The 23,281-nt window shown below is 33.7% G+C and carries 22 protein-coding genes and 2 pseudogenes; 4 read left to right on the top strand and 20 right to left on the bottom strand.

Annotated elements, in window-relative coordinates; translation table 11 throughout:
* The first annotated feature begins 539 nt into the window (after positions 1-539).
* Both AB3H93_RS11930 and AB3H93_RS11935 read left to right on the top strand, forming a co-directional pair.
* Positions 540-1,496: a ParA family protein gene (locus tag AB3H93_RS11930; protein ID WP_081115424.1), complete on the top strand. Its 957-nt coding sequence runs from the start codon at positions 540-542 to the stop codon at positions 1,494-1,496.
* A gap of 12 nt (positions 1,497-1,508) precedes the next feature.
* On the top strand, positions 1,509-1,817 hold the full coding sequence (locus tag AB3H93_RS11935; RefSeq protein ID WP_081115425.1) for a hypothetical protein: 309 nt from the start codon (positions 1,509-1,511) through the stop codon (positions 1,815-1,817).
* 143 nt (positions 1,818-1,960) lie between these two features.
* Here AB3H93_RS11935 and AB3H93_RS11940 read toward each other — a convergent pair whose 3' ends face one another.
* The 11 genes from AB3H93_RS11940 to AB3H93_RS11990 form a co-directional block, all read right to left on the bottom strand.
* Entirely contained in the window at positions 1,961-2,254 is a 294-nt protein-coding gene (locus AB3H93_RS11940; protein WP_081115426.1) for a type III secretion system protein PrgN, read from the bottom strand.
* Positions 2,255-2,382: 128 nt separating this feature from the next.
* Positions 2,383-2,565, bottom strand: a complete 183-nt coding sequence (locus tag AB3H93_RS11945) for a hypothetical protein (RefSeq protein ID WP_081115446.1) — start codon at positions 2,563-2,565, stop codon at positions 2,383-2,385.
* Positions 2,562-2,909 carry a hypothetical protein gene (locus AB3H93_RS11950; protein ID WP_081115427.1) on the bottom strand — a complete coding sequence of 116 codons (348 nt, stop codon included), beginning with the start codon at positions 2,907-2,909 and terminating at the stop codon, positions 2,562-2,564. Before AB3H93_RS11950 ends, AB3H93_RS11945 begins: the two co-directional genes overlap by 4 nt.
* A complete protein-coding gene (locus AB3H93_RS11955) occupies positions 2,896-4,227 on the bottom strand; it encodes a Y-family DNA polymerase (RefSeq protein WP_172896485.1) in 1,332 nt (443 codons plus the stop codon). The genes AB3H93_RS11950 and AB3H93_RS11955 overlap by 14 nt, the downstream gene beginning before the upstream one ends.
* Positions 4,228-4,454: 227 nt before the next feature.
* Positions 4,455-4,775 carry a hypothetical protein gene (locus tag AB3H93_RS11960; protein WP_081115447.1) on the bottom strand — a complete coding sequence of 107 codons (321 nt, stop codon included), beginning with the start codon at positions 4,773-4,775 and terminating at the stop codon, positions 4,455-4,457.
* 2 nt (positions 4,776-4,777) lie between these two features.
* Complete coding sequence (locus AB3H93_RS11965) at positions 4,778-5,236, bottom strand: hypothetical protein (RefSeq protein ID WP_081115429.1); 459 nt, start codon at positions 5,234-5,236, stop codon at positions 4,778-4,780.
* 161 nt (positions 5,237-5,397) lie between these two features.
* Positions 5,398-6,534, bottom strand: coding sequence for a putative phage abortive infection protein (locus tag AB3H93_RS11970; protein WP_225479001.1), 1,137 nt, complete (start codon positions 6,532-6,534; stop codon positions 5,398-5,400).
* A gap of 27 nt (positions 6,535-6,561) precedes the next feature.
* The gene (locus tag AB3H93_RS11975; RefSeq protein WP_081115430.1) at positions 6,562-7,710 is read right to left on the bottom strand and encodes a helix-turn-helix domain-containing protein; all 1,149 of its coding nucleotides are present in this window, start codon (positions 7,708-7,710) and stop codon (positions 6,562-6,564) included.
* A 70-nt stretch (positions 7,711-7,780) separates the two neighbouring features.
* Positions 7,781-8,419, bottom strand: a complete 639-nt coding sequence (locus AB3H93_RS11980; RefSeq protein ID WP_081115431.1) for a recombinase family protein — start codon at positions 8,417-8,419, stop codon at positions 7,781-7,783.
* 371 nt (positions 8,420-8,790) lie between these two features.
* The gene (locus AB3H93_RS11985; protein WP_002367825.1) at positions 8,791-9,093 is read right to left on the bottom strand and encodes a hypothetical protein; all 303 of its coding nucleotides are present in this window, start codon (positions 9,091-9,093) and stop codon (positions 8,791-8,793) included.
* Positions 9,074-11,116, bottom strand: coding sequence for a histidinol-phosphatase (locus AB3H93_RS11990; protein ID WP_081115432.1), 2,043 nt, complete (start codon positions 11,114-11,116; stop codon positions 9,074-9,076). Before AB3H93_RS11990 ends, AB3H93_RS11985 begins: the two co-directional genes overlap by 20 nt.
* A gap of 381 nt (positions 11,117-11,497) precedes the next feature.
* Between AB3H93_RS11990 and AB3H93_RS11995 the strand changes: the two genes are divergently transcribed.
* Both AB3H93_RS11995 and AB3H93_RS12000 read left to right on the top strand, forming a co-directional pair.
* Positions 11,498-12,079, top strand: a complete 582-nt coding sequence (locus AB3H93_RS11995) for a recombinase family protein (protein WP_081115433.1) — start codon at positions 11,498-11,500, stop codon at positions 12,077-12,079.
* 129 nt (positions 12,080-12,208) lie between these two features.
* Positions 12,209-12,814: a recombinase family protein gene (locus AB3H93_RS12000; RefSeq protein ID WP_104875308.1), complete on the top strand. Its 606-nt coding sequence runs from the start codon at positions 12,209-12,211 to the stop codon at positions 12,812-12,814.
* Between the two features lie 10 nt (positions 12,815-12,824).
* Here AB3H93_RS12000 and AB3H93_RS12005 read toward each other — a convergent pair whose 3' ends face one another.
* The 9 genes and pseudogenes from AB3H93_RS12005 to AB3H93_RS12045 all read right to left on the bottom strand — a co-directional run bounded on the left by AB3H93_RS12005 (position 12,825) and on the right by AB3H93_RS12045 (position 23,279).
* The gene (locus AB3H93_RS12005; protein WP_225479000.1) at positions 12,825-13,460 is read right to left on the bottom strand and encodes a YecA family protein; all 636 of its coding nucleotides are present in this window, start codon (positions 13,458-13,460) and stop codon (positions 12,825-12,827) included.
* Positions 13,461-13,482: 22 nt separating this feature from the next.
* A complete protein-coding gene (mobV, locus tag AB3H93_RS12010) occupies positions 13,483-14,745 on the bottom strand; it encodes a MobV family relaxase (protein ID WP_000119405.1) in 1,263 nt (420 codons plus the stop codon).
* Positions 14,746-15,308: 563 nt separating this feature from the next.
* Positions 15,309-16,685 (bottom strand): tetracycline efflux MFS transporter Tet(L), encoded by a 1,377-nt coding sequence (gene tet(L), locus AB3H93_RS12015; RefSeq protein WP_001574277.1) that lies wholly within the window; start codon positions 16,683-16,685, stop codon positions 15,309-15,311.
* A 33-nt stretch (positions 16,686-16,718) separates the two neighbouring features.
* Positions 16,719-16,772: pseudogene (locus AB3H93_RS12020) on the bottom strand (tetracycline resistance efflux system leader peptide); the annotation flags it as partial.
* A 106-nt stretch (positions 16,773-16,878) separates the two neighbouring features.
* A complete protein-coding gene (tet(M), locus tag AB3H93_RS12025) occupies positions 16,879-18,798 on the bottom strand; it encodes a tetracycline resistance ribosomal protection protein Tet(M) (protein WP_001574275.1) in 1,920 nt (639 codons plus the stop codon).
* A gap of 15 nt (positions 18,799-18,813) precedes the next feature.
* Positions 18,814-18,861, bottom strand: a pseudogene (locus tag AB3H93_RS12030) (hypothetical protein); the annotation flags it as partial.
* Between the two features lie 313 nt (positions 18,862-19,174).
* A complete protein-coding gene (locus AB3H93_RS12035) occupies positions 19,175-20,107 on the bottom strand; it encodes a conjugal transfer protein (protein ID WP_001224319.1) in 933 nt (310 codons plus the stop codon).
* A complete protein-coding gene (locus tag AB3H93_RS12040) occupies positions 20,104-21,105 on the bottom strand; it encodes a lysozyme family protein (RefSeq protein WP_001574272.1) in 1,002 nt (333 codons plus the stop codon). The genes AB3H93_RS12035 and AB3H93_RS12040 overlap by 4 nt, the downstream gene beginning before the upstream one ends.
* Complete coding sequence (locus AB3H93_RS12045) at positions 21,102-23,279, bottom strand: CD3337/EF1877 family mobilome membrane protein (protein WP_001574271.1); 2,178 nt, start codon at positions 23,277-23,279, stop codon at positions 21,102-21,104. The genes AB3H93_RS12040 and AB3H93_RS12045 overlap by 4 nt, the downstream gene beginning before the upstream one ends.
* Positions 23,280-23,281 lie beyond the last annotated feature (2 nt).

The following is a 23,281-nucleotide window of genomic DNA, read 5'->3' on the forward strand; positions in this document are numbered from 1 at the left end:
GGACTTTTGGTAGTTGATAATATAGCGCACGATATGTTTCTTGAGCAGTGATAAAATTAAATTCTTGCATTTAAATCTCCTCGGTTCTATATATATTTCTTTCTTTTCGCGTTAATCATATTAACTATACTTGGTTAATCTATTAATTGTAAACGGTATAAAGCAAAAAAGATTTTGGGGGAAAAAGAGAAAAAGAGAAATTACTCCTTGGTTATAGGTGCTATCTAGTAATAATAATTAGGAGAAAAATCTCTTAAGAGAAAAAGAGAAAAAGAGACTTTTCTCTTTATAGGATTGCTATATAATAGCTGTTTAGATAAAAGAGAAAAAGAGAAAAAGAGATTTTTCTCCTAATGTATTGACGTACTTCTGAAAAAGGAGAAAAAGAGAAAAAGAGAAAAAACCCCTTTTTAATTATTTTGCTTAACAATAATAATAAATTGGAAAATTTCTCCTAATTACATTTTACTATAGATTTAAATCTTTAACCATGATAAAATGATTTTAGGAGAAAAAATACATTTTATAGGAGGCTAAGTATGAAAAGAAAAGGAACTACAATAATTAATGCCAATCAAAAAGGCGGGGTTGGTAAAACTACATCTACAACAGAAGAAGCATTAGTTGCAACACTTCCAAATCCTCAATTTAATAGAAAAGTTCTTATAATTGATTGGGATATACAAGCAAATGCAACAAGTTTAATTGGGAAGACATTTAATAAAAATTTTCCAGCAACCATTTATCAATCTATTAAGGATTATTCGAATGGGGATAAAGAAGCTTTAACTAAAGCAACAGTTAAGCTTACAGACAATCTTTATATGATTGCTGGGGGGCGTGATATGGCTGATTTTGGTGATTTATTAGAAGATCTTTATCCAAAAGAAAATGACCCAATGTATAAGAAAAAAAGAACATTTCATTTTTCCAATATATTAGAAACGATTAAATATGATTATGACTATATTTGGATAGACGTTGGTCCTAGTACTGATATCAAAGTAGATAATGCGATGGTATGTGCAGATTATTTTGTTATTACTCAGGAAACTAAGACTTACTCTTTCGAAGGTTCACTAGATATTATCAATGAATATTTACAAACGTTGATTGACGATTTCGGTAATGATTTTAAAGGTGAAGTATTAGGCTTGCTGCCATTTTTACTTCAACCAAAAAGAGAATTACATGAGTCAATTATCAAAAATACAAAGGAAGCATTTGGCGAGAATTTCACATTTAATGCAATAGTCAATAATCAAAAACGTTTAGAAGAATATCCAGAATACGGTGTTTCAGTTGTCGATTATCATGATAGGAAGGTATTTGCACTTTTTGCTGATATATTTACCGAAATTGAAGAGAGAATTCAATTATTCGAACAATATGGAGATATACCTGAAGACTACATTTATTCTCCAAAATATTTGAACGGAAACAAGTTGACTAAGCTATCAAGAGAATTAGATTTAGCACAATTCGAATTAGCGTAAGGAGGAAAAGAAATGGCACTCACTAAGCGTGAAAAAAAAGAACGTCCTAAAGTAGAAAGGATTGTAGAAACTCCCAGAATTAATAATGAAGATAATGCAGGATCTACTGAGAAAAACAAAAAAGAGTGGACTGCTAAAGATAGAAGAACAATTAAGATAGATCCTGATATAAAAAGTCTAATCGAAATATTTAGTGATTTTGACGGTACTAAAGAATATGAAACAGTAAGGCAAATGGCAGAATTCTATCTAAAAAATAATTATGACGAACGTGCTCAAAGAATAATTACCAATATTCAAAAAGAGAAATTCATTAATTAAAAAGAGAAAAAGAGATTTTTCTCTTTTTCCCCTTTCGTATTTTATTTATTAAAATAGATTTTTATTAAGTATTTAAAGAGATATATGGTTAAAAAGGAGAAAAATCTCCTTTTTAACCATATATGATATTTTTCATTTCAGTATTAATCTATGTGTTTCTTCTTTTTCTGTTGCTGTTTGAAATTAAATTGATCGTATTCATTTTCTAGTATCAATAATTTTTCATAGATATCAGACATGTTTAAGCTTGCTGCAAGGCTTAAATCATAAATGAATGAAGCAGGTAGTGATTTGATTCTACGTTGTCGAGTAACCCAGCTTGCAACCGTACCTTGAGGGTAGTCATATAACTCACAAAACTGCTCTACAGTTATTCCTAGATACTTGATAATGTAAACATTAATTGGATGCGAGTAAACAAAAGTATTGATAGACATCGTGTGTAAGCCTACTTTCTTATATTATTGCAAACGCAATAATATGTTATCATACTTCTTAACTTTATTTCTACTTTAATTTGTTGTAATGTTCGTTAGCAATGTATGATTTCTCTCTAAGTCCTCTTCTAACTCTTTTCATAAGGTGCAATATAGTATTGTAAACTATGATACTCTGCACTAGCTTCCACATAAAAAGTAAAGCAATCAAGTCCCACTTGGTTAATTAGTTGTTGCCCATATCCCCAAATTTCTTCTAATAATTCTTCATAGCAAATATAGTGCCATTCGTACTGTTGAATGATATTTATAGCTGACTCCATTTATCTAACTCCTGGATTTCAACATGGCGTACTTCACCATAGTGAACTTTATGATTTCCCACAAATATTCCTAATTCATCATATCCTCTTATTTGCCCGATAATATCGTCTGGATAATATCCTTCAGAGTCTCTTTCTTCTTTCTGGATACAAACAATTTTTCTCTTAATGACAGCAGCGTTCAATACTTCCGAAATCTCTTCAGTCGTCATTTGTTCTTTTGCTAAATTATGATTGGAACGTTCCGCATTTTCCGCATCGATCACTTCCGTGTGGTCGGACAAATAGAATCCTGCCCATTTAAGTCTTCCACGATCATTATACTCTATCATTTTTTAGCCCCCCATTCCCTCCTGCATGCCCACCAACAAGTGTGCTTCTAGTAATGCTTCTAGCGCCTTCTAATATTGAAGAAGCGTGTACAATTGACGTAAAACCATATTTTTGCCGAATCTTGTCAATAATTTTATCTAATTTTTCTTCGTCAATTTGCTTTTGTGGATCACTAAATAAATCCAGCTGAAGCGAATCGGTGTACACAAGCTTGCTATAGGTTATTCCAACGTGCCTTACTTCTTGTCCTTCATAATACTTATCAAACAAGAAAAGACAATAATTCTGCAATTCCTTTGTATTATCTGTTATAGGGATCTTCATCTGGTGTGAAAACCCTGGTCTCGTTTCTAAGATCGACGTGCCAATGTGTAAATGGACACAACCTGTTTTACAGTTATGCTGCCTAATGCGTATCGCTACTTGTTCCGCCATTTCTTTTACCACCAGCTCGATTTCATTTCTTCTAGTATAATCTCGTGGTAACACTTGTGAATTTCCATATGATTTTTCCTTTGTCGGTTCTGGTGGGATTGCTATATCTGTTCGATCGATCCCATTAGCATGGAAGTATAGCTGTAAACCGATTACACCTAAACGGCTCTTGATAATATATGGATTCCAGTTAGCCAGGTCTCTAATACTCATAATTCCCATTTTCTTCAGTCTTTTTTCCATTCGTGATCCAATGCCCCAAAAATCAGTCATTTTAGGAATTGACCAAATCTTTTCTGGTACATTCTGGTACGTCCATTCTGCAACAAACCCTTTATTGTGCTTTGCTTCATTATCTAACGCAAGTTTAGCCAAAACTGGATTATCGCCAATTCCTACCGTAGCAATCAATCCTAGCTCTTCTTTAATATTCTCCTGGATCATTTGAGCTAACTTCTTTCTACGTTGACTTCGTGTTCCTTCAGTTGTAAAAAGATTCAGTGATCTGGTCACTTTTAAAATCGATTCATCGATCGAATAGATCAATAAATCTTCGTCTGCTACATATTTTCTAAAGATATTGTTTACCTGCATGTTTCTCCTAATATAAAGATTCATACGTGGCGGAACAACATACAGGCTTTTAGGAAATGGTTGTGGTAAATCTCTTGGTCTACTGACATTAGAAATACCATACTTCTTCTTCGCAGCTGGTGAAGAAGCTAAAATCAACCCTGATCCAGTGTTGTCAGCACGACTCATGACGACTAATTCAGTTGTCAATGGATCTAAATTTCTCTCGATACACTCAACGCTTGAGTAAAAGCTTTTCATATCAATCAAAAAGTAATCATTTACTGGCTCTTTCGAGTAATCAAGCATAACGTTCTCCCCCATTTCAAAACGATTATACAAACATATGTTCCCGTTTGTAAAGGGGAACAATCTAAAATAGCAAAAAAGTCAGACTAATTGTCTGACTAATAGGTATTCTACTTATTTGATCTCAGAGAACTAGTAAACCAATTGTAGGTCAACAAACTTGTAAAATGTCTTAGAATCTTCATATGGACACACGAAATTGAGATTTCACCTTAATTTAGCTTTGGTTACTCAAATTCGACTTTAGACTTTTTAAAATCAAAGTACTTTCCGGATAACCAATCTTCATTACCATTTTTTTCAAAAGTTTTATGGATCATATTCTCTTTTTTATTTAACCGATTAATTTCTTTAATGATTCTATTTACTTCAATCTCTGTAAATAATCCTAGCTCATCTCTTCTTTGAGTAAATTGTAGATTATCCTCTGAAGCTTCTTCAGATAAAAAACCAACTAGCTCTTTTGAAAAATGATTCAAGGCAATGATTGTCCATTCTTTATTTCGCTTATTTTCCAAAGAAATAAGATCTCTACCTATATTTGTCATCCCTAACAAAAATACATATATCCGTTTATTGTATCTATCACAATTTCGTCATCTTTATGGCCTTTTAATTGTAATAATCTTTCTTGATCGTCATTTTCTTCGCATTCTTCTCTTAATTCTTTGACAGTGTAGACATAAGCTTCACCTTTTTTATATTCTTGTGACAATTCACGAACATCCGTTTTAAATAAATCAAACATTTCATCCATCGATGTACTCATTGTTTTCGAATAATTTTCTAAATAATCCTCGATTTTTTCTTTTTTTGTAGTCATTTGATATTCCTCCCAAAATTTATTTAGTTCTAAAGCTTTTTGTAAAGACATATTCATTATATCTGCGGAGCCACTTCGATATTTCGACAAAGTTACTCTACTAACCCCAGTAATTTTTTCAATTTCATAAGAAGATATATCTGATTCAATCAGTTCTTTTATTTTATTTATATCTATAATATTCATACTGATATACACTTCCTTTTTCTTCTATATTTAAATTATATAGCATATTTAAATATACGTAAATATAAATATACGAAAATTTTGAAATTCTCATAAAATTGTAACTTTAGAGTGTACCCTAAATAAGCAAAAACAACTTTCAATAAGAAAGTTGTTTTTGCTTATTCATAACTTCTCATGATCTCTAAATCTTCTTCCGGCCACAATAATTTTTGTCTATTGAAATGTTGCACAAATCCATCATTTTCTCCAAGTTCTCCAGGTTTACCGAAAAAAGGAATTTTGGATAATTGATGGCTTAACCCTTCTCCTTTTTCACTAAAAAATGAATTATAAAAAATAACTAACATTTCTGTTTCATCCATTGTTGATCTAAAAAAACCAATATATTCATTCTTTTCAGTTGGATCGTCCACATTATCGTTTATATATTTTATTATTCTATGCGTTAATTTGAAATAAGAGACTAATCTAGAATAGTAAATATCAGAAACTTTCGTAACTATTATTTCTCTATCTTCATTCGACGAGATCAGAGAAAAATCATTTGTATTTTCATACTTTGATATTTCTATTATTACTGGTTGCAACTGCTTTCTAATTTCGTCTCCAATGTTAAGATTTTCAGCCGTCGTATATATGCTTTTTAACTCTGATATTAATGAATATGAATAATTACTGTTATAGTGTTCACTTTTGATCCGCTCAATTAAAGGCGGTAATTGAACTGCTGCGTTAGTTAAATCTACACTAATAAAATGAAATTCTTTCAACTCATCATTTGTTTTGTTTGGAAAGAATAGACTCAATTGATTTATTAGATATCCTATTTTCCAATCCAAATTATCAGGAATTTCGCTTACATCAATATTTTTACTTTCTAATCTCATTTTTATTTCTTCAATATATAATAAATAAAGTTCTTTTAAATTCCTTACTACATCTTGATTATTCAAAACTTTTTTAGTACCTATTTCTTTTATCTGCAATACTGCATATTTCTGTAAGTCAGCATAATAATTAATAAACAATTCCTCATTAACGGTTCTTTCTTTTAACTGATTAAACATATCTAAAAGGTTAAAAAAAGTATTATCTATTTTAGATTTCTTATCCTGCTTAATTTGTTTATTTAATATAAAGACTGCCCCTACTACTCCTAAGCCAGATCCTAAAATACCACCCCAAAAACCTAGCCAACCATCCCCTATATTATATACACCTAGCAATATGATAAATACAATTATTATCCCGACAAAAGATCCATAAATAATCCACTTTATATTTTTACAATTCATTCTTTTTCCCTCTACTCTAGTAATCAATCAATTTTTTGAATATTTATTTTCAAATATCCATTTTATTTTTTTTGCATTAACAAATTCCTTGTTTTCATAAGAATCTAATTGATAATGATTCCTTAGAATTTCTTCAGGATAAGAACATGAATCAAATATTTCCATATTAGTATTTAAATAATTAAAGAAATCACTACTAATATTACTGTCACTAAACGTGATCACAAATTCATCGAGAACAGATAATAGATAATTACTCTCTGTACCATCAGCATAATTTTTTATTAAGATATTATTTACTTTATATTGAATAGAGTCTTGTTCATAAAAATATACCTTCTTTTTATCAGCATAATGGTTTCTGTAAACTAATTTAGATTTAGGAATTGCAATTAAATGGCGGGAACCGTCAAGATATGAAACAAAATTTTGATACAATTCAACGTTGGCATAATAAATAGTAAATTGTTCCCACCGGAAATTTCGATCATCTGTAAATAGCTTATTCCAAAATAATTGTCTTCCTTCTCCTTCATCGGTATCATTTATTTTTATTGTAAATAATGGATCAAACTTATAGTAACACTTCGCTAAGCTATCATCATATATCCAATTGTCAATTTCAGACAAATATATATTTAACTTCTCACTTATATCTAAATATACTCCAAACCTCTTACGCCATAGATATTCTACTTTGTCTAAATCAGCATTTTTATCTTTTGGTGTATTAGCATCATTGATTCTAGTATAAACATATCTTGCTCTTAATTTTTTATTATTTTTATTAGAAGGAAAATCTTCATCTAAAGTATATGGAGTATTTAAAGTGTTTTTTACTATTATTACATCTAAATTATTACCATTAACTTCCAAATGCTTTAAAATTACAGTTGGTCTTATTCCCCCGGTAAACTTTTTATCTCTTAAAAAAGTTACTAATTCATTATTATTTTTTCTGTGTGTATCATTATCCAAAGGATAGTAGGAGAAATCATCATTTTCATCTACTCCAATTATTATATAACAATCGCGATTTTCTAAATTGTTAGAAAAACAAATTATATCATGCAATAATGATACATCGTCTTTGTGCCAACTACGTTTAAAATCCCAATAACCACCTTCTGTTTTTGAAGAAATTAAATCCTTTATCTCAACTACTAATTCATTCATGAGCTTTCTTCTCCTTTTTTCTACTAAGTCTACTGTATTAATCAATTCTAATGAATGTTATATCGCTCATTCAAAACTCTTTTTGGTCAAACTTCGGATAGTTTTGTGATTCATCTTTCTCTTTTTTTCTTGTAATACCATACTTCATACGGTATCTTCTAAACGTCCTTCTGTTAATTCCAGTTTGTTGCTCAACCTCTTTATCTGTACAACCATCCAAAAATAATTTAAAAGCCAGCTGAAGACGAGGATCATTTTCTCGATACTTTGGTTTTCCTCCTTTATATTTCCCTTTTGCTTTAGCAAGCGCAATTCCTTGCTTCTGTGTTTCTCTGATATACTTTCTTTCCTCTTCAGCCTGGTACTTATATAACTCAATAATTAAATTATTAAGTAATCGACGCAAGTTATCATCCATAATTCCTGTTAAAGCTGGTAAATTCAAAACTTCCAGTGTCGCTTTCTTCAGCTGAATTAAATTCATTGTTTCTGTTAGCTCTTTATTATTTCGACCAAGACGTTTTAATTCTGTCACAACTACAATATCACCTTCACGTATGAATTTCATCATTTCTTGAAATCCTTCACGATTAGTATCTTTCCCACTTGCCTTGTCAGTAAAAATTTTATCACACTTTGATAACAATTCTAATTGTCGATCTAAATTTTGATCAATACTGCTTACTCGAGCATATCCAATTTTGGCCATAGAAAAAAACTCCTTTAAAATTCAAAAATTTGGATCATTTTTAAAATCATGTTGCCCAACTCTGTTGACCTCTTAGAAACCCAAGTTGTCATTTTTATTTTTAAATGACAAAAAATTTAATTTTTAATTGGCACAAACTATAAATCTGTATACAAGAAAAAAATCACTCAACTATTTTTGAGTGATTTTTTTCTTGTTGCTTCAAAGATTCGGTTACTTAATTTACCTTTATTTTTATCTGGGTTACCATACTAATCCCAACTTTTAAACTAGATTTTTAGTCTAATTTTTAGGTTCTCGTTATTTATGTGCTTAGTGAGTATTAAGCTTTTTACTGGTACCTGCAAAGATTTAATCATTTTATGAATCAATTAGTTCGTCGAATACTTTTGTAATGCAGACGCAAATTGTTGATTTACACTATCTTGGATATTTTCTTTATCTTTAATTAGTTCAAATAGTTTATCATGAATACTCTTGTAAATAATTTTATGAACTCCATGTTGTAGCTTTTCTTCTGAAAATTCATCCATTTCAAATGTAGTTCCGTCTTTGGGTAAAACGGCTAGAGAAATTAATTCGAAGATATCTTCTTTGATGATTTGATCAATTGGCACCCAAGCATTTTCTCTTAAAAAGTAACCTTTATTGTCATCAATTTTCAAGTATTTCATAAGTATCTCTCCTTGTTTTGTATGTTTGTTCGCCTGCTTCCAGGCAATTCAATTGTACAGACAGATTGTTTACGGAAAGACCGTTAGATGCGTACAATTTTTTATCAGTAGGATAGCCGTAATATATGTTAAATACGGGCTCGTCAAGTACTAAAGTTCTTTGAGTATGCAAAATAAAATCAGGTTTTATAGATGCGCCAATTGTATTATTATGTGTTGAGACAAAAACAGGAATATGTTTAGAGATTTCTTGTAGAACTGTATTTATTTTGTTGTTTAAAAACATATTATCAAAAGAAGACTCAGGTTCATCAATAAGGAGTAGATCGTATTTGAGTGAATCTTCTATTTTTCTGAGAAAATTATATTCTGCTCGTTGCCCCCCAGAAACGGGATTCAAATCTTTGTTTAATATCTCAATTTGTATTTTAACAAAGTATTTTACAAAATCAGAATGTTCTAAAACATCTTTGTTTTTTAAAGCTTGTAGGTAGTCAAATGGGTGATCATAAAATTTAAAGACTTCAATAAAGGAAGTTTGCTTTTTAATAATGTTCAGCACTTCTTGGGCACCTTTAAAAGGTCGTTTGGATTTTCTGATTGTAAAATCGTAAATTTCAGTTTCGTCCAAGATCTTATCTTTTTGTAGTTCTTTTGTTATGTTATTGAACTCATTGATCATTAGAGTTTCCTTTGCAATATCGGAAAAATCTATATCAAATACTCGTTGAATCCTAGTTTTGAGTTGTAAAGCCCCTTGTATATCTGCAATTAATGAATTTGACTTCTCCTTAATAAAATTACTCAGGTAGATTTTTCTATATTCACCGACTAATCGATTTAGGAGTTTTATCAATGACTCCTGAGGTAATTCTTCAAAAATGATACTCGAATATTCTTGATTATCAATAAGAATTTGGATAGATTTTATCAATTCGTCCAGCGTGTCCAAAGATTTCGGTTTATAAGGTGTCTCTGAGAATAATTTAGCTTTAGCAAAAGAATCCTTTTTTTCAGTGCTTTCGGCGTTCTTAATCAATGAGCGTAAATATTTATTCACATTAGATTCTGATTGTTTCGGATCAATAGGAAGAACAAGTGTTAAAATATCCTTAAATTCTTTTAGGAAGTTTTCTGTAAATAGACTTTCATCTCTTAAGAGTTGTCGATTAAAGTTCTCTTTTGATTCATCGTCACTTCGTTCAACTAACTCAAATTGTCTGATATACTTTGTATTACTTGTTGATTCAGCTATCTCATTTAACAAATGGGTCTTACCTGATGAACGTTCACCTATCAAAACGTTTAATCCCGTAGAAGCTACGACTTTTTCGGTTAAGTTAAAAAGATCCTTTCCCTCTTTCAAAGACAAGGCAACCTTTGATTTGTCAGATAAAGTATATTTTAAAGCGGCAAAGTTTATTTCAGAGACATTGATGTATGTTTGCTGCATACTATGATTTACAAGGTCTTCAGACATACGCTGATCACTAAAAAAAACTGGTATAAGGTCGTCTTCTTTGTTTAAAAGTTCCACAAATTTTCGAACAGAACTTGTTTCTCCGGTAGTAATTTTAGAATGTTGAGACAAATCCTTAATCACAGAGTCAGAGATTTCTGGTGATTTCATATAATGAGGAATCAATAGATATTTTTTTAGTTCTTTTCTTGGAAAAACACTATAAAATTCTTCCAATGTTAAGGTCGAGTTTTGATCTTTAATATAGGAACCTAGTTTTTTACATTTTTCTGAAAAATCTTGGATATTGAACAGACAATTATCTGATATGACTAAAATATGACCATTTTCAAGATCAACCTCAACACCAGGGAAAACAGGAATAGTTAATTCTTGTTGGATTTGATCAAATTGATCAATATCAAAAATATTATGATTTGTAATAGCTATGGCATCAAGGTTCCTGGTTGATACATATTCTTTTAATTTTTCTATGGAGAATAAAAATTTTTTAGAATCACTGACAGTGCTAATCGTATGGATATGCAAATCTATTTTTTTCAAACCGTTTTTCTCCTTCCTAACAGTAGATATATTTACTACTATTATATCTTAAAAAGTTCTTCGCTTTTTCTTTTTGTAAAAAAATCGAAGAACTTTTTTAGAACATAAATTAAGTATTATCAAATTCTATAATAAGAATTTGGCAATACAGATACCACCTCGTGATTTTACCTCTTTGATACTTTCTAAACCTAAATGATACATTAGGGTGATCGAGATGAAGTGTCCAGAAAATCACCCGTTTATGGACACTTCATTTTTTCACCTTAAATTTAAATTTTTCTATACTTTTAGTGTTCATAAACCCATAAATCAATCTATGTTCATTTAAACCATAAAAATAAAGTTATGGTACAATAGATTTTAATAAGGAGTGATTATTTGAAAATAGGATACGCTCGAGTGTCTACTGGATTACAAAATTTAGATTTACAAGAAGATAGTTTAAAAAAATTTGGTTGTGAGAAAATTTTTACCGATCATATGAGTGGAGCAAAAAGTAATCGACCAGGATTAGAAATGGCCATAGATTTTGTTCGTTCTGGAGATACTCTCGTAGTTTGGCGTTTAGATCGTCTAGGAAGAAATATGGAAGATCTGATTTCGATCGTCAATCGATTGAATGAACGTGGTGTAAGTTTCCATAGTCTTCAAGAAAATATCACAATGGATAAATCTAGCTCCACTGGTCAACTTATGTTTCACCTTTTCGCTGCGTTTGCAGAATTTGAACGCAACTTAATATTGGAACGATCTGCAGCAGGACGAGCAGCTGCTCGTGCAAGAGGACGTTTTGGCGGTCGTCCTGAAAAATTAACGAAGCAAGACTTAGACTTACTGAAAACATTAGTTGATAGCGGAACACCTATCAAAACAATTGCTGAACGGTGGAATGTTTCTCGAACAACTATTTATCGTTACCTTAATAAAATAGAAGAAAAAAATGTGGAAACACCTAAATGAAACCTAGGTGTTTTCTTACTTTTTCAAGGTAGTGTACCCTAAATAGACACTAGTCGATCATTGAAAAATCTAGTTTCTAAGTGTATGATTAGGGTGTATTTTAAATAGATCGAGAAAGTAGGTAAAAAATTGAAAGTTGCTTATATTCGAGTATCATCGATTGATCAAAATGAACAACGACAAATTGCAGAAATGAAAAAGTTCGGTGCAGAAAAAATTTTCATCGAGAAACAATCTGGAGCAACGATCACTCATCGACCGATTTTCCAGGAAGCTTTAAATTTTGTCCGAGAACAAGATATTTTTATTGTCGAGGCAATCGATCGATTAGGCAGAAATTATGACGAAATCATTGACTCAGTCAATTATCTCAAAAAGAAAAATGTGCAACTAATTATCACTAGTTTACCAATCATGGCTGAAGCAATTGGAAATCCTCTCCTGGATAAATTTATTAAAGATTTGATTATTCAGATATTGGCCATGATTGCCGAGCAGGAACGTACAGAATCTAAACGACGTCAGGCACAAGGAATCAAGATTGCTAAAGCGAATGGCGTTTATAAAGGACGTCCTAAGTTATACAGCGCAGACACAAAAGATCCCCAACGTCGCCTTGTTTATAAAAGCATCGTTGAGGATCTTGAGAATGGTGTTGCTATTTCAAAGATTGCTAAAGACTACAATGTGACTAGACAAACTATTTATAGAATAAAGAAGGAAGTTATTAGCTAAAGTGAAATGATTATTTTAAGCAACACTTCTTATATTTTTTCCCACTACCACATGGACAAGGAGAATTTCTTCCTACTTTTTCTGGCTTTGTTTGTGTTCGTGGAGTATCAGGCAACGAAAATTCCTTAAAATGGGGGACAAAGTGTTGCTTTAGGTAGTGGATTTTTCTCAAGTTATACACCAATTCTAATATATAAAACATTAATTCAAAGTTATCAATACAAAGCGAAGCAAAATCAATGAGATACATACTTTGAATATTATCTCTATCTCTAAATACTATTTTCTGCGTGACATAGTCAATTTCACTATCAAAATGCTGTATAGCATTTCTTTTCTTTGAATCTAAACTCTGAATCAGTAAACTAAATGGTTCATCTTTAATCATCCAACCTAATTTGTTACCCTTAAAAAGTTTAAGATAATCTTCATACGTTTTGTTTTCTTTTTTGAACGAATTATAATTACCTCTTACAGCTACATTGTTTAATCCAATGACGAAATCTAAGTTTTCAAGTATCCATTCATAACTTTTTGCATAAAAGGAAGTTAATTCTTCAAAATCAGCAGTCATTATCCCATATTTTTCTTTGTCAACTCTATCAAGATAAGAAAGAACAAGTTCAAAACCATCAAAAAAAGACACCTTTTCAGGTGCTTTTTTTATTTTATAAACTCATTCCCTGATCTCGACTTCGTTCTTTTTTTACCTCTCGGTTATGAGTTAGTTCAAATTCGTTCTTTTTAGGTTCTAAATCGTGTTTTTCTTGGAATTGTGCTGTTTTATCCTTTACCTTGTCTACAAACCCCTTAAAAACGTTTTTAAAGGCTTTTAAGCCGTCTGTACGTTCCTTAAGGAATTCCTTAGTGCTTTCATAGATTAAACTCACATCACGCTTTAAATCGCTTATTTTAGACTTTAAAGACTTGTTTTCTTCAAGCAACTCATTATAATCATTTACATTTTCATTAAATCGCTCTACAAGACCACTATATTTTTCTTTAACTTGCCCATGTTCTTTACTTAATTTTTTATATTCTCTCGCCATATCAGTACTCATGAGATTTCTAACATGCTGTTTTAACCTATCGTTATCTCTCGCAGCAGTCACTAAGTTTTTATAATCACGCTCCGATATAACAACATTTTTGGTTGGTTTCTTTTCTGTTTTCATTATTTCTTTTCCCAAACCAAACATGGACTTTTCACCCGTTGGCACTTCAACACTTTTCATGTGTCGTTTCGCTGGTACTTCTAAATCTGATTTAACTTTATCGCTATAAGCAGTCCATTCATCTTTTTTAACTGCTAAATTTTTTTCTAGAAAATCAATCTCTTTTTCCAAAGTTTGTTTTTTAAATTTAGCTGTCTCAATATGTTTACGGTCAGAGCCACGTTCACCACGCTTCAACTCAAAACCCTGTTTTTTCATATGCTCGGGGAATTTATCTTGTAGCCATAACAGTTCTTGACGATTAAACACATTTTTTCCTTGCAGTTTTCCATCACGCATAGGCACAACACCTAAATGCATGTGAGGGGTTTGCTCATCATTATGAACTGTTGCATAAGCAATATTTTGCTTGCCATATCGTTCGGAAAATAATTTATAACTTTCCTCAAAAAATCGTTTTTGTTCTCCTGGATCCAGTTGCTCAAAAAAATCTCGGTCAGATGTTACTAGCAACTCATTTACAAGAACAGCATCTTTCCTCGTTTTTCTTGTACCTGTTTTTTGTGATTCAATAATTTCTTTGACACGTTCGTTGTAATCAATATTTTTATCATTTTTCAAATCATAATTTTCACGTGTTCGCTCATGGTCAATATCATCATTCGTTCTACTTTTTCGCTCTCTTTGATTATGAAATTGCATGCCTTTTAGTCCAGCTGATTTCACTTTTTGCATTCTACAAACTGCATAACTCATATGTAAATCGCTCCTTTTTAGGTGGCACAAATGTGAGGCATTTTCGCTCTTTCCGGCAACCACTTCCAAGTAAAGTATAACACACTATACTTTATATTCATAAAGTGTGTGCTCTGCGAGGCTGTCGGCAGTGCCGACCAAAACCATAAAACCTTTAAGACCTTTCTTTTTTTTACGAGAAAAAAGAAACAAAAAAACCTGCCCTCTGCCACCTCAGCAAAGGGGGGTTTTGCTCTCGTGCTCGTTTAAAAATCAGCAAGGGACAGGTAGTATTTTTTGAGAAGATCACTCAAAAAATCTCCACCTTTAAACCCTTGCCAATTTTTATTTTGTCCGTTTTGTCTAGCTTACCGAAAGCCAGACTCAGCAAGAATAAAATTTTTATTGTCTTTCGGTTTTCTAGTGTAACGGACAAAACCACTCAAAATAAAAAAGATACAAGAGAGGTCTCTCGTATCTTTTATTCAGCAATCGCGCCCTTTAATGGAACAAAAAGATTTGAATTCCTGTTATAAAAAAAGGATCAATTTTGAACTCTCTCCCAAAGTTGATCCCTTAACGATTTAGAAATCCCTTTGAGAATGTTTATATACATTCAAGGTAACCAGCCAACTAATGACAATGATTCCTGAAAAAAGTAATAACAAATTACTATACAGATAAGTTGACTGATCAACTTCCATAGGTAACAACCTTTGATCAAGTAAGGGTATGGATAATAAACCACCTACAATTGCAATACCTGTTCCCTCTGATAAAAAGCTGGTAAAGTTAAGCAAACTCATTCCAGCACCAGCTTCCTGCTGTTTCAAGCTACTTGAAACAATTGTTGATATAACTGTTTTGGTGAACGAAAGCCCACCTAAAACAAATACGATTATAATTGTCATGAACCATGATGTTGTTTCTAAAAGAAAGGAAGCAGTTAAAAAGCTAACAGAAAGAAATGTAACTCCGATGTTTAACACGTATAAAGGACCTCTTCTATCAACAAGTATCCCACCAATGTAGCCGAAAATAATGACACTCATTGTTCCAGGGAAAATAATTACACTTCCGATTTCGGCAGTACTTAGCTGGTGAACATCTTTCATCATATAAGGAACCATAGAGACAAACCCTGCTACTGTTCCAAATATAATTCCCCCACAAAGAACTCCAATCATAAAAGGTATATTTTTCCCTAATCCGGGATCAACAAAAGGATCTGTTACTTTCCTGATATGTTTTACAAATATCAGGAATGACAGCACGCTAACGATAAGAAAAGAAATGCTATATGATGTTGTAAACAACATAAAAAATACAATGCCTACAGACATTAGTATAATTCCTTTGATATCAAAATGACCTTTTATCCTTACTTCTTTCTTTAATAATTTCATAAGAAACGGAACAGTGATAATTGTTATCATAGGAATGAGTAGAAGATAGGACCAATGAATATAATGGGCTATCATTCCACCAATCGCTGGACCGACTCCTTCTCCCATGGCTACTATCGATCCAATAAGACCAAATGCTTTACCCCTATTTTCCTTTGGAATATAGCGCGCAACTACAACCATTACGAGTGCTGGAAATGCAGCTGCACCAGCCCCTTGAATAAAACGAGCCATAATAAGTAAGGAAAAGAAAGAATGGCCAACAAACCCAATTACCGACCCGAAACAATTTATTATAATTCCAAATAGGAGTAACCTTTTGATGCCTAATTGATCAGATAGCTTTCCATATACAGCTGTTCCAATGGAAAAGGTTAACATAAAGGCTGTGTTCACCCAGTTTGTACTCGCAGGTGGTTTATTAAAATCATTTGCAATATCAGGTAATGAGACGTTCAAAACCATTTCATTTAATACGCTAAAAAAAGATAAAATGCAAAGCCAAATTAAAATTTGGTTGTGTCGTAAATTCGATTGTGAATAGGATGTATTCACATTTCACCCTCCAATAATGAGGGCAGACGTAGTTTATAGGGTTAATGATACGCTTCCCTCTTTTAATTGAACCCTGTTACATTCATTTCACTTCATAATTAATTCCTCCTTTACACTTTAATTCAAATCTTTATTAAAAAATATTTCATCTTATTTAACAAGAAACCATATTTATATAACAACATAAAATACACTAAGTTATTTTATTGAACATATATCGTACTTTATCTATCCGACTATTTGGACGACGGGGCTGGCAAACAGGTTCACCGGTAGTAACATGGTACCCTTTTAACTCTGTTAAACAAACACTACGTCCATTTGTAAAGAAAGTTAAATCACTACGATATTCTTGAATACACCGAGCAGGGATTTCTCCACTAAGAATGACCTCATTATTTTTCAATTGAGTGTCTACGATGTTCGCACAATATTTAGGAGCATCGTTGTATGCTCGTGAAAGATATTCCTGTGGCGCATAAATTTTAAAACTAAGATATGGCTCTAACAATTCTGTTCCAGCTTTTTTTAAGACTTGTTCCAATACAATAGGAGCAAGCATCCGAAAATCTGCTGGGGTACTAACAGGGCTATAGTATAAGCCATACTTAAAACAGATTTTACAATCCGTCACATTCCAACCATATAATCCTTGTTCGCAACCATAGCGTATCCCTTCCATAACTGCATTTTGAAATGATTGATTTAAGTATCCAAGAGAAACCGAGCTCTCATACTGCATTCCACTTCCCAACGGAAGCGGTGATACAGATAAACCAATGGAAGCCCAGAAAGGATTTGGCGGCACTTCGATGTGAATGGTATATTCTGCATTTTTTAACGGTCTCTCCATATAAATGACTGTAGGCTCTTTTAGTTCTATCTCCACATGATACTTTTCTTGCAACAGTGCACTAATCACTTCCATTTGTACTTTCCCTAAGAAAGAAAGTATAATTTCATGTGTCGTAGAATCCACATAATATTGTAGAAGCGGGTCACTGTCGGAGATTTCTAAAAGTGCATCAAGTAACATTTCCCTTTGTTGAGGTTTGCTCGGTTCAACAGTTGTTTGCAGCAGAGGGAGCGGATTTTCAATTCTCTCTCTCTGTGGCAATAGCTTTGTATCTCCAAGAACACTATTTAGCTTCAAAAACTCATTTTGCAAAATAACAATTTCCCCGGAATAAGCCTTATCAATTTTACATAATTCACCATTTATTGAAGTATACATTTCTGTAATTTTTATTTTTTCCTTTTCCGATATTCTAACCGAATCCCGCAAATGCAGGATTCCGCCATAAAGGCGTACATATGCAAGACGTTGTCTTTCTTCCGAATATTCAATTTTGAAGACATTTCCGCAAAGTTCAGACTTCTTTCTGTATGTTGATGAATAAAATTTATTCGTTATCACTTCTATAAGCTGCTCAATCCCTATGTTGCTTTTTGCGCTTCCATGATAAACAGGGTACAAGGAGCAATTCTGAAATCTTCTGATTTCCTCTTGTTCGAGTTCTAATGCTTCTAATGATTTACCGGACATATATTTCTCTAAAAGGTCATCATTTCCTTCTATTACCACATCCCATTGCTCAGGTTCCGTACAGCTCATCACACACATATTAGGGTGCAGCTCTACTTTCTGTTTGATTATAATTTCCATAGAAAGTTTCTCTTTAATATCCTGATAAACCGTTGATAAATCAATTCCATTTTGGTCAATCTTATTGATAAAAAAGATTGTGGGAATCCCCATTTTCCTAAGTGCATGAAATAATATACGAGTTTGTGCTTGTACGCCATCTTTTGCAGAAATCAGTAGAATTGCCCCATCTAAAACTGATAATGAACGATATACTTCTGCTAAGAAATCCATATGTCCTGGCGTGTCTATGATGTTCACCTTCGTATTTTCCCACTGAAAAGAGGTTATTCCTGTCTGAATTGTAATTCCTCTCTGACGTTCTAAAAGCGTATTATCCGTCCTCGTTGTACCTTTGTCCACGCTTCCTAATTCTGTAATCGCTCCACTGTTATATAATAAGCTTTCTGTTAAGGTAGTTTTTCCTGCATCAACATGAGCTAAAACTCCAATATTAATAATTTTCATGTGATTTTCCTCCATTCAAAAACCCAAAAGGGCATAAAAATCCCAGTGATAAATACTTTTATCACTGGGATTTTTATGCATAACCATAGGTATACAAAGCATACAGATATTCTCTGGATACTTTAGAATCACATGATAAAGGTATTCTTAAACTGGGTACAAAAAACTAAGCCCTCCTAAAAAAGGACATCTAATTATTTGTTCCTGCTATCAAATTGACAGTTTATTTAAGAATACCTTGCCGCATATTTATTAACTCCTTTTAAATAGTCACTTAAATAATAGCACGTAAGAGCATATTTGTAAAGGAATCTCCAATTTTTTATCAAAAAGAGTACATGATTACAAAGTATCTGTAATCATGTACCAATATTTGTTATTTTACAATCTTCCAATTACTCCCGTTCTTTTCAAGTACCAAATCAAATTGAGATACCTGCGTTGCTTTGGTCTGCTGGTCGATATACTCCACTGTCAGCGATACCGTGACTTGATTATCCTTACGATTGTGAATAGGATTTACCAGTTCTTGAAAGATGTACTCTTTTCCGATTGGTTTTAATATCCCGTCATTCACATAGTAGGAAAGTTCACTGGCTGTCGCTGTAGGATAGAGCTTGAAGAACGTCGTTAAAAACTCATTGATTTCATTGGTTGTAATGGAATCAACCGTCCCCTCACTTTCAATGGCTTTTGGTTTATAACTTGATTTCTTAGGTATGTTGGTAATGGTCGGATTCTTAACCAGTACCATATTTCCAGAACCATCTACATAGACACTCACTATATAAGCAGAGTGGACGGTCTTTGTATTTTCTCCCTCTGTAATGAGCTGGTCTACACTGTAGGTTACATTAAACTCATTGTCGCCAGTTGGCTCTACCGTCCATATCTGAAATCCTCTTACAGAAGACGATACAGGAATATCTTTGCGTACTGTATCAACATTGAGAGCTTGAAGTTCATCTGTCAGATAGCCTTTTAGACTTTCCATTCGATTATCAATGGACTTATCGGATTGCTCCCATGAATAGTAGACTTTCGCAAAGTTCTCTACAAAATTTTCTACATGATGAGTATCAACGTATTCCTTTTCTATGATAGTTGTTTCGTGAATAGTATGAGTATCTATAGCTGTAAAGTGCTTGAATATCGCAAAGCTGAAACTAAGCCCTAAAAGTACCCACAAGGCAATCACAACCTTTTTATGAGGATTGACCTTATAGACACGAGGTTTCTTTTCCTTTGGTATCTGTTTTTCTTTATTCTGATTTTTTCTAAATTTCATCATTAAATCTTCCTTTCTCATTGTTTGATTCGTCCTGCTCCCACTAAATGCTGTTGCCAGTAGGGGCTTGTTAAGTCGGCATAACCGATTGGGTCGCCTGCATGAAACATACGGTTATTGCCAAGGTATATCCCAACATGAGTAATATAAGAGCCAGCGTTATAGGTAGAATGAAAGAAAACCAAATCGCCAGCTTGTGCTTCCGATAGTGGGATATGCTGGGTCACATCATATTGCTGTTGTGCGGTTCGTGGTAAGTTAATTCCAGCTTTTCCATACGTCCATTGTGTCAGTCCGCTACAATCAAAAGAAGTAGTCGGGGAAGCTCCACCGTAAACGTATCGCCAGCCCTCATATTTCAGTGCTTCGTCCATGATGGCTTGTACCGTATCATCATCAAACTCTGTTGTGACAAGATACTGCGTTACCAGTTGCACATAAAACATATTGCCATAGTTGTATCGCCAGCCCCCATTGATAGGTATGGCTATGGGATTGGGGTAAGACACTTTTTCGCCACCTGAATACTCTTTTGAGAAACTTTGAGCCAGTTCAAAGGTATATTTATTTCCACGATTAGCCACATACCCTAAGAAACCACCACCATAATTGTAGGACTGGATAACCGATTCTAAATCTACACTGAGCCTTTCGCTACTGGCTAATAATTCACTGAAATACTTCACACCTTGCTTAATGGATTCTTCTGTACTCAATGAATTAGGTGGAAGACCGAGGGATTCCGAGGACTGCATAACATCTTCCGCAGTACCGCCCGATTCCACCTGTATAATCGCAAGAAGTATGTTGACATATTCTTCAACGCCATATTCTTTGGCATATTTTTCTACCATAGGCTTATGAGCCAGCACTTCTGCGGAAACATTCACACCTCCATAATGAATATTGGAAATTCCGCTGTCCTGTTCATCTGAAAATAAAATGGCAACAAACAGAAGCAGTGAGAAGACCATCAAGAATAGCCCAGAACCACCAATCACTAAAGCTTTCAGTTTCATGGTTTCTTACTGCCTTTCTTGATAGTGGCGGATTTTATTGGTGGTCTATTTCTAAGGTTTTGGCTTTGAACTCTTTGAACAGTAGACGGACGCTCTTTTGTGACTGGACGTTGTGAAGCTCTGTCTGCTGGTGTAGTTGAAGTTGCTGGCTTTTGAACTGTTCTTTCTTGTGTAGTACGGTTTTGTCGTTCCGCTTTTAAACTTAAAGAATCGGACTTAACTGCTGGACGCTCCTGTTTGGCTTGTTGAGATTCCATGCGTGAAGTCTGAATAGAAGATTGTTTTGCGGTCTGTCCATCATGAGATTGTTCTTGCTTAGTAGCTGGTCTTTCATGAACGGAAGAAGCTGGCTGTTTTTTCTGTTTGACCTGTTCCATTTCAGAGCGACGCTCTGCAATGGTTTTGCGTCTTTGTTCCTGCTGTTCCTTGCGTCCGCTGGCTCTGTCTGCTCTGGTTTGAGAAATACTGGAAGTTAGGTCACGAACATTTTCTTTTGCTTTGGATTTTCCTTGATACACTGCATATCTTGCATTGGTCGGAATATCCTTAACCTGTTCTTTGAGATTACCAGCAGAATCAACGATTTTATCTTTGGTATCAGCAACTGCTCCGATTGTTTGTCCGATACGTTTTCCAAGTGTTGATTTTTCCTGTCCGTCTGGACGGGTGTGATCTGCTTGTGTCCTACCAGAACTACCCGACTGTCCTTGTTTTCCTGTAGCACTGGCAATGGCAGAGCCAGCACCTAAAGCTGTCATGGAGCGTCCAAGTTTACGCTGTAGGCGGTGCATATGAGCGTGCATAAGCATACGAGGTTTTCTCATCACACGACTTCCCACACTTTGAGAATCGTTGCTTTGAAGCGAAAACATACTCATTAAATCGCTCAGTTTGAAGTAGATTCCTGCAAAGGTCACAATCTGTAAAAAGGCAATCAAAAAGAACGGATAACCAGCCGATAAGGTATAGAGCATGGTTGAAATACTAAAGGCTGTCGTAATAATCAGCGTGATTCCAGCTCGTGTCAAAATGGTATTAAAGAGTTTGATAATGGCTCGTTTTGACATACCATCAAAGGACGGAATCATGCTTAAAATAAAGCTCACAGGCAGAAACATGGCATAGATGATAAAAAGTACCTGCGAGAAAATCATGATTCCTGTTAGTAGGAATACGAATATAGAAATCCCGATATTGAATACAAAGAGAAAGAAGACTGTACCCAAACGGTTAATAGTTTTTGTAATCGTCATGTTCACATTGTTTCTGTCTTCGATTTCTTCTGCTACAATTTTTTCTCTGTCTTCTCCATTATTACTGTCTGGACTGGTTGAAAGTAGACTTTCCACACGGTCAGCACCAATACTTTCAATGTCTGAACTGTTGTATTGAAGCAGTAGCCACGGTTGCTGAACCTGTATGGAAAACAGGCTATCTCTGATTAAGTCCACGCTGTCCTTGCCTTGACTATCGGAATGGGGCATGACAATCTTCGTGCCAAGTGATAAACTGGCATTACTGATGTCTGATGAAAAGTCATTGATTTTTTTAATGTAGTCGGGAGCGTAGGCAATAAAGGAAGCCGATAGGATAAACACCAGCACAAAATTCATAATGGCATGAATTGCCTTTGTGGTTTCTCTCTTTATCAGTCCCGTATAGGCAACATAAACCCCAAGAACCAAAATCAAGAGTAAGAGGAATCCAACATAGAAACCCTCTGTTGAAAATCCGTTTGCACTCACACCAGCTAAGGTCTGCATATTCTTACCAATGGAATCTGCTGTAGCGGAAATGAAGTCTAAGGAATAGGCTTCCTGTACTAAGTAACCTGTCGCATTGGAAACATACAAACTGATTGTCCAAATAAAATTGGTAATGGCATATAGTCCATACATGACCTGTTTTCCAATCCCGTCCGACCAGTTCCACGGAAGCCAGCCCCAGCTATTATCCACATAAAAATCCAGTTGATAGTTTTCAAGTGGGTATCGGCTGTATTCATTTGCCACATTGACCGTATCATCTACCAAGCCCGCAGCTTGAACCACCGTTCCCAGCATGGCTAAAAGAAAAATGGCAATCACAAGTGTGAAAGCCACTGTCATTGCCACTTTACCTAGACGTTTCAGCGTCCAGTTTGATTTTATTCTGTTTACTATTGATGGTTTCACAT

Origin of the sequence: Enterococcus sp. C74, from assembly GCF_040887125.1 — a bacterium.
Lineage (GTDB): Bacteria > Bacillota > Bacilli > Lactobacillales > Enterococcaceae > Enterococcus_B > Enterococcus_B hirae.